Source organism: Paenibacillus sp. JT22N1 (assembly GCF_059692155.1).
The window spans coordinates 340039-355760 of record NZ_JCAUAW010000006.1; the positions used below are offsets into that span (position 1 = coordinate 340039).

18 protein-coding genes and 1 riboswitch are annotated in these 15722 nt (G+C 45.9%); of the genes, 2 read left to right on the top strand and 16 right to left on the bottom strand.

Annotated elements, in window-relative coordinates; translation table 11 throughout:
* Positions 1-13 precede the first annotated feature (13 nt).
* The 11 genes from AC58UU_RS14705 to AC58UU_RS14755 form a co-directional block, all read right to left on the bottom strand.
* Entirely contained in the window at positions 14-1402 is a 1389-nt protein-coding gene (locus AC58UU_RS14705) for a cobyrinic acid a,c-diamide synthase CobB (protein ID WP_497316723.1), read from the bottom strand.
* Positions 1402-2559, bottom strand: coding sequence for a cobalt-precorrin 5A hydrolase (locus AC58UU_RS14710; protein WP_497316724.1), 1158 nt, complete (start codon positions 2557-2559; stop codon positions 1402-1404). The genes AC58UU_RS14705 and AC58UU_RS14710 overlap by 1 nt, the downstream gene beginning before the upstream one ends.
* On the bottom strand, positions 2556-3332 hold the full coding sequence (gene cobM, locus AC58UU_RS14715; RefSeq protein ID WP_464645454.1) for a precorrin-4 C(11)-methyltransferase: 777 nt from the start codon (positions 3330-3332) through the stop codon (positions 2556-2558). The genes AC58UU_RS14710 and cobM overlap by 4 nt, the downstream gene beginning before the upstream one ends.
* On the bottom strand, positions 3333-4043 hold the full coding sequence (gene cobI / locus AC58UU_RS14720) for a precorrin-2 C(20)-methyltransferase (RefSeq protein WP_497316726.1): 711 nt from the start codon (positions 4041-4043) through the stop codon (positions 3333-3335).
* On the bottom strand, positions 4036-5271 hold the full coding sequence (gene cbiE, locus AC58UU_RS14725; RefSeq protein WP_497316728.1) for a precorrin-6y C5,15-methyltransferase (decarboxylating) subunit CbiE: 1236 nt from the start codon (positions 5269-5271) through the stop codon (positions 4036-4038). Before cbiE ends, cobI begins: the two co-directional genes overlap by 8 nt.
* Complete coding sequence (locus AC58UU_RS14730; RefSeq protein ID WP_497316729.1) at positions 5268-6398, bottom strand: cobalt-precorrin-5B (C(1))-methyltransferase; 1131 nt, start codon at positions 6396-6398, stop codon at positions 5268-5270. The genes cbiE and AC58UU_RS14730 overlap by 4 nt, the downstream gene beginning before the upstream one ends.
* A gap of 5 nt (positions 6399-6403) precedes the next feature.
* Positions 6404-7054 carry a precorrin-8X methylmutase gene (locus AC58UU_RS14735; RefSeq protein WP_171643464.1) on the bottom strand — a complete coding sequence of 217 codons (651 nt, stop codon included), beginning with the start codon at positions 7052-7054 and terminating at the stop codon, positions 6404-6406.
* A 5-nt stretch (positions 7055-7059) separates the two neighbouring features.
* A complete protein-coding gene (cobK, locus tag AC58UU_RS14740; protein ID WP_497316731.1) occupies positions 7060-7836 on the bottom strand; it encodes a precorrin-6A reductase in 777 nt (258 codons plus the stop codon).
* Entirely contained in the window at positions 7833-8813 is a 981-nt protein-coding gene (locus AC58UU_RS14745) for a sirohydrochlorin chelatase (protein WP_497316733.1), read from the bottom strand. Before AC58UU_RS14745 ends, cobK begins: the two co-directional genes overlap by 4 nt.
* A gap of 19 nt (positions 8814-8832) precedes the next feature.
* Positions 8833-10533 (bottom strand): precorrin-3B C(17)-methyltransferase, encoded by a 1701-nt coding sequence (gene cobJ / locus AC58UU_RS14750; RefSeq protein ID WP_497316735.1) that lies wholly within the window; start codon positions 10531-10533, stop codon positions 8833-8835.
* Between the two features lie 141 nt (positions 10534-10674).
* Positions 10675-10876: riboswitch (cobalamin riboswitch) on the bottom strand.
* A 42-nt stretch (positions 10877-10918) separates the two neighbouring features.
* Positions 10919-11149: a hypothetical protein gene (locus AC58UU_RS14755; RefSeq protein WP_029192914.1), complete on the bottom strand. Its 231-nt coding sequence runs from the start codon at positions 11147-11149 to the stop codon at positions 10919-10921.
* A gap of 163 nt (positions 11150-11312) precedes the next feature.
* Between AC58UU_RS14755 and AC58UU_RS14760 the strand changes: the two genes are divergently transcribed.
* Entirely contained in the window at positions 11313-11891 is a 579-nt protein-coding gene (locus tag AC58UU_RS14760) for a guanylate kinase (RefSeq protein WP_497316737.1), read from the top strand.
* Positions 11892-11957: 66 nt separating this feature from the next.
* Here AC58UU_RS14760 and AC58UU_RS14765 read toward each other — a convergent pair whose 3' ends face one another.
* The 3 genes from AC58UU_RS14765 to AC58UU_RS14775 all read right to left on the bottom strand — a co-directional run bounded on the left by AC58UU_RS14765 (position 11958) and on the right by AC58UU_RS14775 (position 13903).
* Positions 11958-12383, bottom strand: a complete 426-nt coding sequence (locus tag AC58UU_RS14765; RefSeq protein ID WP_497316739.1) for a hypothetical protein — start codon at positions 12381-12383, stop codon at positions 11958-11960.
* A 78-nt stretch (positions 12384-12461) separates the two neighbouring features.
* The gene (locus tag AC58UU_RS14770) at positions 12462-12938 is read right to left on the bottom strand and encodes an SRPBCC family protein (RefSeq protein ID WP_497316740.1); all 477 of its coding nucleotides are present in this window, start codon (positions 12936-12938) and stop codon (positions 12462-12464) included.
* An 8-nt stretch (positions 12939-12946) separates the two neighbouring features.
* Positions 12947-13903 (bottom strand): MBL fold metallo-hydrolase, encoded by a 957-nt coding sequence (locus tag AC58UU_RS14775; RefSeq protein ID WP_497316742.1) that lies wholly within the window; start codon positions 13901-13903, stop codon positions 12947-12949.
* A 436-nt stretch (positions 13904-14339) separates the two neighbouring features.
* Between AC58UU_RS14775 and AC58UU_RS14780 the strand changes: the two genes are divergently transcribed.
* Positions 14340-14435, top strand: coding sequence for a YjcZ family sporulation protein (locus AC58UU_RS14780; RefSeq protein WP_082615175.1), 96 nt, complete (start codon positions 14340-14342; stop codon positions 14433-14435).
* Positions 14436-14579: 144 nt separating this feature from the next.
* Here the strand turns inward: AC58UU_RS14780 and AC58UU_RS14785 are convergent, their stop codons facing one another.
* Both AC58UU_RS14785 and spo0A read right to left on the bottom strand, forming a co-directional pair.
* Positions 14580-14810 carry a helix-turn-helix domain-containing protein gene (locus AC58UU_RS14785; RefSeq protein WP_171643474.1) on the bottom strand — a complete coding sequence of 77 codons (231 nt, stop codon included), beginning with the start codon at positions 14808-14810 and terminating at the stop codon, positions 14580-14582.
* A gap of 39 nt (positions 14811-14849) precedes the next feature.
* Positions 14850-15644 carry a sporulation transcription factor Spo0A gene (gene spo0A / locus AC58UU_RS14790; RefSeq protein WP_497316745.1) on the bottom strand — a complete coding sequence of 265 codons (795 nt, stop codon included), beginning with the start codon at positions 15642-15644 and terminating at the stop codon, positions 14850-14852.
* Positions 15645-15722: the final 78 nt, after the last annotated feature.

Consider the following 15722-nt stretch of genomic DNA (forward strand, 5'->3'; position numbering starts at 1 on the left):
AGGGGTTTCATTGTTAGTTACGACTTTGTTGATACTTCTTACACGCTTGAATCCATTCCTTCACCATGTTCGGATTAGATGCGAAATGCAAATGTGTATAACCGGCAACAAGATTCCCGGTGAGATACCCATCTGCTTTGGTTCCAAGCCTACCCTTCGATTGAAAGGCAGGCTTCACATCCGCACCCTCATTAGCTTGAAAAGTTGAATAATGAAATTCATGGCCGCGAGCCTGTTCACCTGCTGGCAGCAAGAAGTTTTCCTCTACACCTGTAGCCTCGCGGTAACCTAGAGCTGCTAACTTCGTCTGCATGGTGACTTTTCCGGGGATCATGCCAACCATTGGAAATTCATTTCCTGTAGTATCTACAATTTGTTCCGTGAGGAACATAAATCCACCGCATTCAGCGAGTGTCGGAATACCTTCCTCAATTCGGCTGCGAACTGAGGCCTTAACCACTTCTTCGGCAGCTAATCGCTCTGCGAATTCCTCAGGAAACCCTCCACCAATGTAAAGTCCATCCGCATCAGCAGGAACCTCTTCACCTGCAAGCGGCGAAAAGAATACACATTCCGCACCTTCTGCCTCTAACAGTTCCAGATTTTCCGGATAATAAAAGTGGAATGCGGCATCTTTGGCGATCGCGATTTTAACCCGTTTAGGTGCCTCAAGTTGATCATTGCTTGTAAACAAAACGGACTTACAATCTATTGGCTCAGCTGCGGCTAAATCCAACAATAGGTCCAAATCTATATGTGCCGTCACTTTGTCAGCCAAAAGCTCAAAGAAAGGTCGAAGTTCGCCTCGCTCAATCGACGGAACCAGACCTAAGTGCCTTTCGGGAAGTTCAATGTTCGCGTCACGTGGCAAATACCCAAGGACAGGAACATCGCATTCCTGCTCGATAGCTTGCTTAACCATCTTATAATGCCCTTCGCTGCCTGCTCGATTGGCAATGACACCTACAATGTTATCGCCTTGACCAAACTGCTGAAAGCCTTTCACGATCGCAGCGGCGCTTCTTGCCATACTGGCAATGTTGACAATTAACACGATCGGAGCACCTAGAATGCGTCCTATATCCGCGGTACTGCCTTCGTCAGTCATTGGGTTTTTGCCATCAAACATCCCCATTACACCTTCGATAATCGATATATCTGAAGCTTGACTTCCGCGCTCAAATATTTCCTTCACCGCTTCACGCCCAGTCATCCATGAATCCAAGTTGCGTGAAGGCCTTCCCGTAACTGCCGAATGATACGTTGGATCAATATAATCGGGACCACACTTAAATCCCTGAACCGTAATTCCTCGTTTCTGTAGAGCGGCCATAATGCCGATGGTCAAGGTGGTCTTCCCTACACCACTGCCTGTACCTGCAATGACAATCCGCCGAGCCATCACAAGTCACCTCGTTCGAATGGAGCAGAACCAATAAAGTCGAGCAATCCCACGGAAATTGTGACATTTCCTGATTTTTTCTTAACTAATGCTAGTTTGTCTTGGCCCGTGTAAAGCTTAACAGCCGGCTCACTTACCGCATACGCCCCTGTAAACTGATACACAGTCTCGGAAGGTGCCTCGACGGTCACGGTGTTCAACTCTTCAGGTGTATAGGTAATGAACTCCCAGCCGTAATTACGGGTAACCTCGAGCAAACCTACTTCGTCCTTCTTCAAATCGATCGTGCAGACTGCTTTCACGCTTCGTATTGAAAATGACAGCTCTTCAAGTGTTACTTGTATGACTTGTTCAATTTCATCCGCTGAAGTTCCCCGGTTACAGCCTATTCCGAGAATGATAACTTTCGGTCTGTACATCACACCGTTCGTTAGAATGCTTTCCTCTTCTGGTCCCAGAAGACGATGTGTGATGAGCAGGACAGCATTCGGCTCGCTTGCTCGACCATCCGAAATCGATGTGAACCGCTTAATATTATCGGGTATGGGTCGCTCGTGCGTCCACCAGTTCGGTTCACCCGACTCCTGAATAACAGCAATTCGCTCTTCATTGACGACAGCAGCGCTGACTGGGGTCAGTTTATCTGCCGAATCCCAAACCCAGCCGAAACGGCGGCCGAAGAGATCAACAGGAATCGTTTTCTGAACATCCGATGCCGTAGTAATAACTGCCCTTGCATCAATAGCAGCTGCAACCTCGTGGGTTAGCTCATTAGCCCCGCCCAAATGCCCAGAAAGCATGCTGATGACATGCTCCCCGTTATCATCAATAACAACAACACCAGGATCTTTCTTCTTATCCTGAAGTAAGGGAGCGATCATACGCACGACGGCACCTAGTGAAATAATGATAATAAGTCCATTGTATGCAGGAAATAAGGCAGGAAATAGTAACCGAACACTTCCTGTAAAAAGTTGAATCGAGCGCTGCTCTTCATCACCTTTGACGAATTTGCTCATGTAATATACATCCGTGCCGCTCATTCGCTCATTCAACTTGCGTGCGATCTCGACACCATGCTTCGTTATAGCTACGATCGCATAGTCATTTTGTTGTCGTATAACAGGAATGACTCCCTCTTGAAGACTAATCGTCATGGCTTCACACCTCTGCGGAAGCGGTGAGTAAATGATTTATCGTATAACTTGGAGCGATACTCCTCTTTGCCGTGAATTTCCGGATCCAGCGCCCAACCTGCCAAGATCATCGCATGCGAACGGATACCATGGCTTCGCATATCCTCTTCCAGCTTTCCTACCGTTGTACGAACGATTAGCTGATCCGGCCAAGTAGCACGCTGAACAACCGCAACAGGTGTCTCCTCGCTCCAACCTGCCTCAACAAACTCACTAACGACTTTCTTGATTAAAGTAGCACTCAGGAACAAAGCGATTGTACAATGATGTGCAGCAAGATCGCGCAATTTCTCAAGCTCCGGTACCGGCGTACGGCCTTCCGCTCGAGTTAGAATAACTGTTTGGGTAAGATCTGGAATCGTGAGCTCTGCGCCAACAGCCGCGGCTGATGCGAAAACGGAGCTTACGCCTGGAATAATTTCATAGCCAATGTTTTCTTTACGCAGCAGAGCGATTTGCTCCATCGTTGCACCGAACATAGCCGGATCTCCGGTATGCACACGCACGACCATCTTCCCCTGTTTAAGGCGGTCGACGATGATACCAACCATTTCCACCAACTCCATGCCGGAGCTTTTCAGTACTTCTGCTTCAGGCTTCGCCTTAGCGATCAACTCTTCATTCACAAGAGAGTCAGTATACATCACAACATCAGCTTGTTGAAGAAGCTTTAACCCTTTCACTGTGATCAAATCCGGATCTCCTGGTCCCGCGCCAATAATATAGAGTTTCATCTATTTTCTCACCACCATTAGGGTTAAATATTCTAATTCTCGTCCTTGCAGCTCTTCCACATTACGCCAAATTTCTTCCTCCGAGGAAGTGACTTTGGTTAAAACGGATGCTTTATTTACGAGTCCGAGATCGCGAAGTACAGATAGCATCAAATCTATCACTTTAGCGACCTTGATAAACACGACACAATCATGTTCTTCAATGGCCTTACGCATCTTGTTATAGTCGTCCATAGCCGGGACGATGGCAATTTGCTCATCTCCATCCGCTAAGGGGATGCCCAAACGGGAAGCAGACGCGTTAATCGAAGAAATCCCTGGAATGGAGACGGCCTTTACTTCAGGATGGCGTTCATTCATAAGACGCATCAAGTGAATGTAGGTGCTATAAATCATCGGGTCGCCCTCCGTCACGAAGGCAACATCTTTCCCTTGCACCAAATGTGTCCAAACACTTTCAACAGTTTTCGTCCACTGTATTTCAAGCGCTTCTTTATCCCTTGTCATTGGAAAAGTGAGCCCCATCATCTCTTTTTGCTCCGTATTCACGTACAGCTCCGTAATCGCGAGCGCATAGCTCTTGGCTCCACGCTTCTTTCTTGGGTAAGCGATGACCGGGCATTCTTTTAACAATCGAAAAGCCTTAACCGTAATTAATTCCGGATCGCCTGGGCCAACACCCAAACCATAAAGCGTACCGAGATTACTCATCGCCTGTTCCTCCCTCTATTACTGTCTGCTTGCGCTGTGCTGTGATGATGTAGATCGGATTCAGTGCGTCGAATCGTTTCATATGAAGAATAGGCTTGCTGCGCGATACTTGTACAAGTGATATCTGCGTTGTAAAACCAACCTTCTCAAACGTCTTATCAGCCTCGTATAACGTCTCTATTGTTGCTGCATTCAACACAATCCTGCCATTCGGCTTCAGTCTAGCTGCACATATCTCTAGCAGCTCTTGCATCTCTCCACCGCTGCCGCCAATAAAGATGGCATCCGGATCTGTGAAGGTATTGAGACCTTTTGGTGCTCTGCCATGCACGGCTGTAAGATCAACACGAAACTTTGCGCTGTTTTCCAGACAATTTTGAAGATCGTCTTCGTTTTTCTCGATGGCAAATACGGCACCTTCACGAGCTATGCGTGCCGCCTCAATGGCTATAGAGCCTGTACAAGTTCCAATATCCCATACGACACTATCCACTTGTAAAGCTAATTGACTGATGCTTAATACGCGAATTTCTTTTTTCGTGATTAACCCTTTATCCGGTTTGCGTTGGGCGAACTGATCATCTTCAATGCCAAGCGGCCAAACAGGACCTGGAGCTTCTCTTTTCAAAATAACCACATTAAGTGGTGAGAATGTTTCCGTGACCAACTGGTCCAAATCGTACCAACCACAGCGTTCTTCGGCTCCGTCCAAATTCTCTGCCACAAAGGCACGATATTCGGTCATGCCAAAAGAAAGCAAATAAGCCGCAATCGCACTCGGTGAATTCGTTTCATCCGTTAGCAGGGCCACTTTGTCTTTCCCGTCTATTCGCTGCGCCAAGCCTTTGATGCTCCGTCCATGAACACTTGTGATATAAGCATCGTGCCAGCTTTCCCCCATCCGGGCAAAAGCCAGTTGAATTGAGCTAACAGCCGGGTAAATTTGTACACCTTCCAGCTTCTTCTCTACATAACCGCCAATCCCATAAAAGAGCGGGTCGCCCGAAGCCAAGATGACAATGGAACGTTCTTCTTTCTGGAGTTTACTCATGAGCTCTGGCAAGCTGCCTTTTATGACGATTTTCTCGCCTTTATATTCAGGAAAAAAGGCAAGATTCCGCTCTCCGCCTACAAGTACTTCACTTTCATTAATCCATTTGATATATAAAGGGAGCAGGCTCCCTATACCGTTATCGCCGATACCAATCACTTTCACACTTCTACTCATTCGTATGTCAACTCTCCATTCTCGCTTCGCTTCACTATCGCCGATTTCCCTAAGAGTTCGGCTTTCATCGAAATGATCACTGTTTCTATGAAATCAAACCCGTCTCTCGCAACCTCTTCTAGTCCAGCTAAGTTGCAGCGCTCGCATAACCGCTCAAAATAACGCAAATTTCCCGTAGATGCCATTAAATCTCCAACCTGCGAGGCTGTGTTGGCACCTCTGATTTCTTCAACAAGCGCATCGGACGCTTCCGATTCGATCGCGACTTGCGCAAGAAACCCAAAATCAACCGGAGCGCTCTTCGAATGCACCATCATCACACCTTGTGCCACCTTAGAGAACTTGCCCATCATGCCGACCAACGTCACCTTACGAATGCCTTGTCTTTGGGCTTGTATCAGAGCAAACCCGACGAAATCGCCCATCTCGATAAAAGCTTCCTCCGGAAGCGCGGGATACATGCCAATCCCGAATATTTCCGTCCGGCCGCCGGTCGAGAGCACCAGATGCTTGCAGCCGCATTTCACGGCTACGCGAATCGCTTGTGCGACACTGGCCTTGTAGGCCGCACTCGAAAATGGCACCACCGTGCCACGGGTGCCGAGAATCGAGATGCCGCCGAGGATGCCAAGACGCCCATTCAGCGTCTTCTTGGCGATTTCTTCGCCGGCGGGCACAGATACGAGTACGTCTACACCGTGCACGATCTCGTAATGGTCAAGCACTTCCTGCACGGTTTCGCGGATCATTTTCCGCGGAACCGGGTTGATCGCCGCTTGACCGATCTCTATCGGCAGGCCGGGCTTCGTCACGCGCCCGACGCCAATGCCTCCATCGATGCCAACGCCAGGCTCGGCACGGAAGCTTACGCGCACGATGATCTCCGCACCGTGTGTCGCATCGGGATCATCGCCGCCGTCCTTGATGAGGGCGGCTTCGCCCCACAGCTGCGTGAATGCGCAGCTGTGCAGGGCAAACTCAACTGTCTCCCCGATGGGGATACGGATGTGCACGTGCGTTTGTGGCGCTTGCTCGATGAGCGCCACTAGAGCTGCTTTGGCTCCTGCGGTTGCGCAGGAGCCGGTGGTGTAGCCGTGGCGCAGGGGCTTGCCCGGTACTTCCTCCATAGGCGCTACTCCTTACGCGCCGCCATAATCGACAGCGCGTTGACTGCTGCAACGGCAACGGGACTGCCGCCTTTGCGGCCAATGTTCGTGATGAACGGGATGTCCAGCTTGGCCAGTTCATCCTTCGATTCCGCTGCGGAAACGAATCCAACAGGCACACCGACGATCAGCCCCGGCTTCGCGATTCCTTCTTTGACGAGTCGAATCAGCTCCAGCAACGCTGTCGGTGCGTTCCCGATGGCATAAATAGCTCCATCCGCTTCCTTAATCGCTTTGCGAATGGAAATAATCGCCCGTGTCGTGTTCAGACGCTTGGCTTCCTCCATGACATCCTTATCCGAGATATACACTCTAACATCGCCGCCGAATTGCTCAATACGCGGCTTACTAATGCCGACTTGTACCATCTGAACGTCGGCCACAACGATTTTGCCAGCTCGAATGGCAGCAATACCCGCTTCGATTGCTCTCGGATGAAAGACAAGACTGCGTCCTAATTCAAAATCCGCTGAGGCATGAATCACACGCTGTACAACAGGGTATTGCTCCGGAGTAAATGTATGCTCGCCTAATTCTTCTGTAATCATCTCAAAGCTTTTCTCTTCAATTTCTTGCGGTTGTACCGTTAACGGTTTAAAATCCGTGTGAAAATCCATCGTATTTAGCCCTCCTTATGAATGCTATCGTTTATAAATTGAATAACGCCTTGAAAGTCAGAATAAAGCGTCCCATATTCAAGTTCCGGTCTACCTATGACAATACTCGGAATACCCATTTCCAGCGCTGCTTCGAGCTTCTCATCCACAGCACCGACTTTCCCGCTTTCTTTTGTTATCATCAAAGTAACTTTGTAATGGTCATAAAGAGCTTTATTTAACTCTTTGGAAAAAGGGCCTTGCATAGCCACAATATTTTTCTGCTCAATACCCAGTTCTTCGCATTTCTCCATATTATCTTGGCGTGGAAGCATCCGTGCAATGAGCCTCGTATCAGGAAGCCCAATCAGACGATCAGCAAAAATCTTCAACGTTTTGCTGCCGGTTGTCAGCATAATGCTGCCACGCTTCTCAGCCGCTAACTCTGCAGCTTGTTTATAATCTTCAACGGTCGTTACAAGTGTACTTTGCTCGATGGACAAGCTTTGACGTTCGAAACGCACATAAGGTACTGCTGCCAGTTTAGCAGCCGCCATCGCATTCTTCGACGCTTCCTCAGCAAAAGGGTGGGTCGCATCAACAACTACGCGAAAGCCCTTATCTTGAATTAACTGGTTCATATCTTCCGCGGTCAGGCGACCTATGAGTACCGGAAGCCCTTCCGCTTCCATGCTCTTCGCTGCGCTTTCGGTCACAACCGTTGTGAGTACAGCATAACCTGCTGCGCGAATTCCTAACGCCAGCTCCCTAGCGTCACTCGTACCTGCAAGAACAAGAATCATCGTTTGTCACCTCTTGAATGAGCATGGTCGTGATCATGGTCGTGATGATCGTGATCGTGGTCGTGTTTATGCTCATGGTCATGATGGTCGTGATCGTGGTCATGCTCGTGTTTATGATCGTGCTCATGTTCGTGATGATGATGATCGTCATGATCATGATGGTGATGATGATCGATATGCTTCATCGCCTCTAGACGATATTGGCACATGTCGCAGTTCATCTTCACTTCATCTTGAAGCGCTTCCTGCGCGCGTCCAATCAGAATCTCTTGAAGCAGCGGATGGAAGCCGAAATAAGGAGCCATCTGGAATTGTTTATCTGGATATGTTTCCCGATACCCTTGAACCATTTGTTCCATACGTTGAATCAAAACGCCTGTGAACAGGAAATACGGCAAAATGATTACCTTCTTCGCGCCGAGCAGCAAACAGCGCTCAATCCCAGCATCCATCAGAGGTGCTGTAACTCCGATAAAGGCCGTTTCTACCCATTTCACCTGAAGCTTCTCCCAAAATAAGCGTGAGATTTTAAACAGATCGCTATTTGCATCTGCATCACTGCTTCCACGCCCAACAATAAGTAAAGCTGTTTCACCTAAGTCCTCTTTCACTTGAACTCCGAGATCTTCTACCCTAGAGGATAAAATATCGAGAATTTGTTCATGAACCCCAATAGGTCTACCGTATGTAAATTTCACCAAAGGATATTTTAATTTCGCATCATCAATAGCAGATGGGATATGAATTTTCGCATGCCCAGCCGCAAATAAGATAATCGGAATGACCACAATATGAGTAGCCCCTAATTCTACACAGCGATCAATTCCTTGCATGATCGTTGGTTGAACAAATTCCAAGAAACAGGTCTCCACAATTTGCTCTTTCATCTTACTCGCTATTTCTGAAACAAAAAGGCGAACTTCCTCATTCCCGCCTTCTTCCCGACTCCCATGACCCACAAATAAAACAGCATTCATCCTTTATTTCCCCCTAATTCTAATCGCCGCAAATGGCATTTTCGATAACGAAACCTACCATTTCTTGATGGCGGTAGCCTTCAATTTCTTTGACACGCTTGAAAAATTTATGAAACCGCTCGTTCGGATGTCCTTCTTTTTGGTAACGTTCTACGATCCTGCCCACTAATTCGACAAGCTCCTCAGGATCAATTCCTTCTGCAACAGGCTGAGCCGCATGTGCATTTCGACCTACTGTTTTTCCGCCAAGAAATAGATCAAATTTCTCTTTGCGGTAGACGATGCCGATATCTTGCTGAACAGCCCCATAACAAGCCATGCCACACCCGTTGAACCCAATTTTCAACTCTTTAGGTACTTCTAGATTGCCAATCCGATGATGGATGGCTTCCGCATAAGGAATAGATTCACCTTTTTCCAAATTACAAAAGTCGCATGCTTTGATCTGGGCAACATCACCAATCGGTGATAATAATAAACCAAGTGCACTTAGTTCGGTTGTAATCTGTTTAGGGTTATTGGTTTGCACACGAACAATCAGTTGATGATGCGGTGAGTATTCAATATCTCCACGATCTCCAATAATCTCGCCTAACGCACACAGTTGGGCTGCTGTTAACTTTTTATTCGCGATACCTGGGCTTACTGCAAACTCAAAGATAGATTGGGTCGCAGTCAGCTTCTCATCAAATTCAAATGGCACCTCTTCATTCCCTTTGGATACTGATACTAGCTGCAAGGCTTCCATTGCAAGCTGTAAGGAGTTACTAGGCGACAAATTCGGCGATGACTTCAGCTGGGAAGGTTCTTTCATTTCTGTGACCTCATCATCTAAGAGTTCATCTTCTTCATCGAACTCCTCCATGGATTCATCCCAATCCTGCTCATCCAATTGTTCCAAAGCCCAGGGCTCAGCCTCGGATTTCAACCTTTGATGTGGTTTGAGCGGCTGTGTTTCAGCCCCTAATGTGTATTTCCGCTGATAACCGCGTGGTGTAATCATGAGACCGTCATACAGCTTGGTTGCGGAATTACCAATAATGATAGTCGTTAACATGCCAATATCATGATTCAGCATATCAGCAAGCGTCGTCACAACAACATGTTGACGATCTCGATACGCGCTTTTGACAATCCCAACAGGGGTTAAAGGAGAACGGTACTTTAGGAGGATGCGCTGAGTCTCAACAATCTGTCTGGTCCGTCTACCGCTTCGCGGGTTATATAGGGCAATAACGAAATCTGCCATCCCCGCTGCCTCCACCCGCTTCGCAATCAGCTCCCATGGCGTAAGATGATCACTTAAGCTGATTGTGCAAGAATCATGCATAATTGGCGCTCCTAACAGAGATCCAGCCGAATGAACAGCTGAAATGCCAGGAATCACTTCTACTTCAACGCCTTTCTCACGGGTCCAGCCTTGTTCCATCAATACCTCATAGATAAGACCGGCCATCCCATACACGCCGGCGTCTCCACTGGAAATAACGGCAACTTTCTTCCCCTGCTTCGCTTGCCGCACAGCCTCTTGCGCACGACTCACTTCTTCCGTCATGCCTGTTCGAACTACTTGCTGTTCGGTTAACAGACCTGCGATAAGATCCACATAGGTGTTATATCCGATGATAACTTCACTTTCCCCAATCGCTTCCCGTGCACGCTTCGTAATATGTTCAAAACTCCCCGGCCCAAAGCCGATAATGAGCAGTTTTCCTGACAATTTGTATCACCCTTCCCCATAATTACACAAACAAAAAAGCATCCCTAACATTAAGTCATGTTAGAAATGCTTGGTAAATTACTACAGTTAATAAAACCAGAAGTAACCGCTCTCTAACACTCCCTAATTCCTCGTAGGGTTATTGTGTTGTTGAATTAGGCAGGTCTCCTGACTTAATCATCCCCTTGCACCTTCCCAGGTTGTTACCCAGTGGCATGTTGCAAGGAGTTACCGTAATAAACGGCGATTTTTACAGTGGCGGGTCCGTGCCGGTATTTCACCGGTCTTCCCTTTTAACCATACACCCGAATGGATCTATGGCACCTAATTCCTATGATATGCAATTACGATCATCCTACCATCTATCGATAGGGTTGTCACGTATTTATTCATAGATGGCCTGGTAGAGTCCTTCCATCAAACTCTGGTAACTGCTTGGATTATAGGTCACTTCGGCAAAAGAAACTTGAATGACCTTGTTGATCGTTTTAACGATAAAAAAACTATCCTCCCCACGCTCCGGGTCAATATAGGTATAGCACTCTAAGTGACTGCTTCCCGTTTTTTGACGTAAAAATTCCGTTGCTTCCGCACTTAAATTCGCATATTTAGGCATAGTTAGGTTCCTTTCAATTAAACGAAGTGATGTTAACTATTATAGCGTATTTTTACCCTTTGATTCCTATCAAAACGAGAAAGTATTTCTTTAATTTTCAGAATTTTCGTACTATAATGAATCTATCAAGATAACGCTTTCATTATATGAAGGAGGAATTGATATGAGCAGTCATGAAACGAATGGATTGGTGTTTGTCTTTACTGGCACTAGCGGTTCTGGTCGTAAAACAATTGCCCATCACATTGCCAAAGAGCTTGGTTTCTCATCTGTCGTCTCCTACACAACTCGAACACCTAGACCCAAAGAAATCAACGGGAAGGATTATAATTTCATCTCACGCAAAGTGTTCATCGATAGTGACATTGCAGGTGAATTTTTTCAAACTGTTGAAATTAATGGGAATTTCTATGGTATTAAGAAAGCGGACATCGATGAAGCGCTTCGCAAAGACGGACTTATCTATGTCATTGTGAATCGTTATGCAGCTAATCGTTTCAAGTATACATTTGGAGAAAGAGCTATCCGCTTGTTCATCTATGTCAACAAACAAACCATCATGGAACGTATGCTTGCTCGAAATACGCCTACTGACGTCATTGACCACTACATGAATCACTACATAGAGGAAGTCTCCTACCGCAAGGATTGTGAGCATGTTTTTGAGAATATGAATTTACAAGAAACGATCGACAAGGTGAAGGCAACCATGCTCGCCCACATGGCAACTACAACTAGTTAAATGTGCTATTAACGCCAAGAGACCCGGTGATCGACATCACCGAGTCTCTTTTTTACGATCCAACATTCATTTTAATGGGGCTTTTTTCCTCTTCAAGGCCACGAATCCGCCTAATAATGAAATCGGTACGATGACGATAAAGCCAATCAACTCATACCATAACGGAATGCTATGATTGGTTAACATGGAATCAAATCCGATTGCAGCGCCGATGACACCAATAATGGCCGCATTGAAATATTCGGCACGCTTCGCAACCTTAGCGGCGATGTATCCGCCAAGAAACGACCAGAACAAACCAACTACCAAAAGCAAAAGTAATAGGCCTACATTCGAATATATAACATTTACATCCTGCTCATCCACCGGGCGATTAGCAAAATATATACCGCCAATTAACGCAGTCGATATCAAAGTCCCCAAGTTATCAACCGCTACACCAAGCAGTACACCCAGAAAATGAAATTTTCGTTCACTTTTTTGTTCAACCATAGATTCTTCTTCTCTCCTGATCACTTCGATCTACCAGCCTTATCCATAATACCATGTGGCCGCCTTAGTATCCAGTTCTTACCTTGGAGACCTTGCAGAGTTCGCTGTCTCTTCGGCAATCTTCTTCACGTAGTAATTGCGCTTTTCAAGAAATCGAGTCATATATTTTGCTAAAAACAAGTGATCGACAAGCTTCCCCAATCCTCCAAAAGGTGAGGTGTAATCGAACGTATCCACCATCAAAGTGCCTTGTTCTACAGCTACAAATTCATGTGTATGATGAAATCGCTTGAACGCCCCTCTTACCATTTCATCTACAAAGTAATGCGGCTTATCCATCTCAGTAATCTGGGCAGTCAATTGCTGCTTAATACCAAAATGGTAAGCTTCCCAAGTCACTGTTTCTCCACGCTCAATCAACCCCTGTGTCCTGCCTGCTATCGCTCTTTCCTTCGTATGGGAGGTTGATTCCTCATGGATATCTATACTCCTTGCCAAATCAAAACACACCTCGATAGGTGCATGAATAAGTAACTCCTGTCGTATAGTTGGCATGGCCCCCTCTACTTCCACCAAGTTTCTATCGGGTGATCCGCGGCGTTCACGATAACAGTTTGCCCTATTTTCGGTGTGACAATTGACACTTTGTTATCATGTGCGGCCCTTGTTGCACGCTCTACCGGATCTGTCCAGTCATGTAAGGTCAGCGTGAAAGCTCCCCAATGTATCGGTATCATCAGCTTCCCTTTCACATCCATATGGGCTTGAACCGTTTCTTCCGGCATCATATGAATATCAGACCAGCGATCATCGTATTGACCGCACTCCATCAGAGTAAGATCGAACGGACCATATTTAAGCCCAATTTTTTTGAAATGAGAGGAATACCCACTATCACCACTGAAGAAGATGCTGGACTGCTTTCCTTTGATCACCCACGAGCACCATAAGGTTGCACCGCGATCCGTCATGCTTCTCCCCGAAAAGTGTGTGGCAGGAGTACAAGCCAACGTTAAACCTTCAAACGTAAACTCATCCCACCAGTCATACTCTTCGATCTTCTCAGGCTGCACACCCCATCTGATCAGATGACCACCAACCCCAAGCGGGACAAAAAACTTGTTCACTTTATGTTTTATTTTCATTATCGTTCCATAATCCAAATGATCATAATGGTCGTGTGACAGAATAACGGCATCAATCACTGGCAGCTGCGCAATTTCAAAAGGCAATCCCCCGCTATATCTTCCCTTCCCGAACCACGGAAACGGCGAAGGCGCTTTGCCGAGCATGGGATCTAATAATAAGGCTTTTCCATCGATCGTAAGTAAGGAAGCGGAATGACCAAACCAAGTCACTTTCGTTTCCAGATCCTTGATCAAATTGGGGGTTTCCATCGCAAATTTCGTCTTTGGACGTCGATTAGGACTGCTTTTCGCAAAATCGAGCAAGATCCCCACGGTATTCATGAAGCCCATATTCATCATAGTAGGAACTGGGTTTTCGAATTTCCCATTCAAATACTGAGAGGATCGAGAAAATGCCAGAGCCTTCTCCTTCGAAGGTCTCCGTCCAAAAACAGGATAAACATTTATAAAAAGAACAATAACGCACACAATTCCAACTACTATACTCGTCAATATAAGTAACAACTTCTCTGCCTCCATGTTTAAACTTATTGAAATAGTCATTTATGACTAAATGTATTAACGTAAATCCGTATCGTATGGTTCCAAGATTTGATTAACACCCCAATTCCCTTCGTCTAGATAACTAAATTAACGGGGGCTATGATTACATGATTAGCATGGGCAATGCTCCTTAATCGTCTAGAAAGTCTCGATTTTTTCAAGAATAGGGACAATAGCACAATCAATCGATTCGCCCAAACATTCCTCAAAAATAGTCATAAGCTATCTCGAAACACAAATCACTTTCAGTTGGAGGTTGATTCGGATGAGTTGTGGAACTGGCGTAGGTTATACTTCTTCAGCAGCAATCTTGGTACTGTTCATTTTACTGGTTATCATCACTAGCGCTTTTGTTTGGTAATTTAGAAAACAAATACAGAAGGGCTACCTATCTGCATAGGTAGTCTTTCTGTGGTCAATTATATCAAAGAATTTTTCATTGTAAGTCAACTAAAAAAGAACGCTCTGGATAAGAGCGCCCTCTTTTTAATATATAGTACAGCCATCAATTCAAAACGTTGGACTCGATCGTGACCAATTCATACAAATCATTCACATCACACCCCAGGGTGTCAGCGATAGATATAGCAGACTTAAGCGGCATGATTCTTTTGTTTTCAACAAAGTCGGTAATCCGCTCTGGCTTGTAAAGTAAAGTTCGAGCGAGTTCAGAGGCAGTCATGTTGGATTCAAGTAATCGCTCACTAAGTAGGCAGCGACCGAGCTCATATTTCATTCTGATGACCTCCGAGACACTATAAAGATTCTAACCCTCTCAAGAAACCTTATGCTCGATACGAAGCTTATCTGCAACCATCGCGATGAACTCCGAATTTGTCGGTTTCGACTTCGAGATGTTAATCGTGTAGCCAAAAATAAAGCTAATACTGTCGATATTGCCGCGCGTCCAAGCGACTTCAATCGCATGACGGATGGCGCGCTCAACGCGGCTAGGTGTAGTCTTGTACTTCTCAGCAATAGCTGGGTACAAAGTTTTGGTGATCGCACCAAGGATTTCGATATTGTTGTAAACCATCGTAATCGCTTCGCGAAGATATTGATATCCTTTAATATGCGCAGGAACGCCGATTTCATGTATGATGCTAGTGATATTTGCATCTAAGTTTTTACCTTTAGGCATATGTACAATATTTGCTCGTGATGTTGATGTGGTTGCGGATGCTTGATTGTTACCAACCAGCTGGCGAATACGGTTCGTTAGCGTATCCATGTCAAAAGGCTTGAGAATGTAGTAAGAGGCTCCAAGTTGCACAGCTTTTTGAGTGATATTTTCTTGCCCAAAAGCGGTTAGCATGATGATTTTCGGTTGTGTGGGAAGATTCATCTCACGCATTTTCTCAAGTACACCCAGACCATCCAAGTGAGGCATAATAATATCTAAAATGAGTACATCCGGCAAATCACGTTGTTGTTCAAGAAAACGAAGAACTTCGTTACCGTTGTACGCCACTCCTACAATTTCCATATCCTCTTGCTCACCAATGAACTCTGATAATAAATGGGTAAACTCACGATTGTCATCTGCTAGTAACACTTGAATTTTTTGCAACTTAAAATCCTCCTTTAGCTACTCATACAAGTTGGTGTTTCTCTCTTAAGTAAAGGTATTCGACACCCCAACTTAAAT

What these genes read in the sequence shown, in the direction of transcription:
- AC58UU_RS14780 (WP_082615175.1), top strand. Translation starts at nt 14,340, where the DNA reads ATGAGTTGTGGAACTGGCGTAGGTTATACTTCTTCAGCAGCAATCTTG.
- AC58UU_RS14765 (WP_497316739.1), bottom strand. Translation starts at nt 12,383, where the DNA reads ATGGTTGAACAAAAAAGTGAACGAAAATTTCATTTTCTGGGTGTACTG.
- cbiE (WP_497316728.1), bottom strand. Translation starts at nt 5,271, where the DNA reads ATGAGTAGAAGTGTGAAAGTGATTGGTATCGGCGATAACGGTATAGGG.
- AC58UU_RS14705 (WP_497316723.1), bottom strand. Translation starts at nt 1,402, where the DNA reads ATGGCTCGGCGGATTGTCATTGCAGGTACAGGCAGTGGTGTAGGGAAG.
- AC58UU_RS14770 (WP_497316740.1), bottom strand. Translation starts at nt 12,938, where the DNA reads ATGCCAACTATACGACAGGAGTTACTTATTCATGCACCTATCGAGGTG.
- AC58UU_RS14710 (WP_497316724.1), bottom strand. Translation starts at nt 2,559, where the DNA reads ATGACGATTAGTCTTCAAGAGGGAGTCATTCCTGTTATACGACAACAA.
- cobM (WP_464645454.1), bottom strand. Translation starts at nt 3,332, where the DNA reads ATGAAACTCTATATTATTGGCGCGGGACCAGGAGATCCGGATTTGATC.
- AC58UU_RS14760 (WP_497316737.1), top strand. Translation starts at nt 11,313, where the DNA reads ATGAGCAGTCATGAAACGAATGGATTGGTGTTTGTCTTTACTGGCACT.
- AC58UU_RS14755 (WP_029192914.1), bottom strand. Translation starts at nt 11,149, where the DNA reads ATGCCTAAATATGCGAATTTAAGTGCGGAAGCAACGGAATTTTTACGT.
- cobK (WP_497316731.1), bottom strand. Translation starts at nt 7,836, where the DNA reads ATGATTCTTGTTCTTGCAGGTACGAGTGACGCTAGGGAGCTGGCGTTA.
- cobI (WP_497316726.1), bottom strand. Translation starts at nt 4,043, where the DNA reads ATGAGTAATCTCGGTACGCTTTATGGTTTGGGTGTTGGCCCAGGCGAT.
- AC58UU_RS14735 (WP_171643464.1), bottom strand. Translation starts at nt 7,054, where the DNA reads ATGGATTTTCACACGGATTTTAAACCGTTAACGGTACAACCGCAAGAA.
- AC58UU_RS14730 (WP_497316729.1), bottom strand. Translation starts at nt 6,398, where the DNA reads ATGGAGGAAGTACCGGGCAAGCCCCTGCGCCACGGCTACACCACCGGC.
- AC58UU_RS14745 (WP_497316733.1), bottom strand. Translation starts at nt 8,813, where the DNA reads ATGAATGCTGTTTTATTTGTGGGTCATGGGAGTCGGGAAGAAGGCGGG.
- AC58UU_RS14785 (WP_171643474.1), bottom strand. Translation starts at nt 14,810, where the DNA reads ATGAAATATGAGCTCGGTCGCTGCCTACTTAGTGAGCGATTACTTGAA.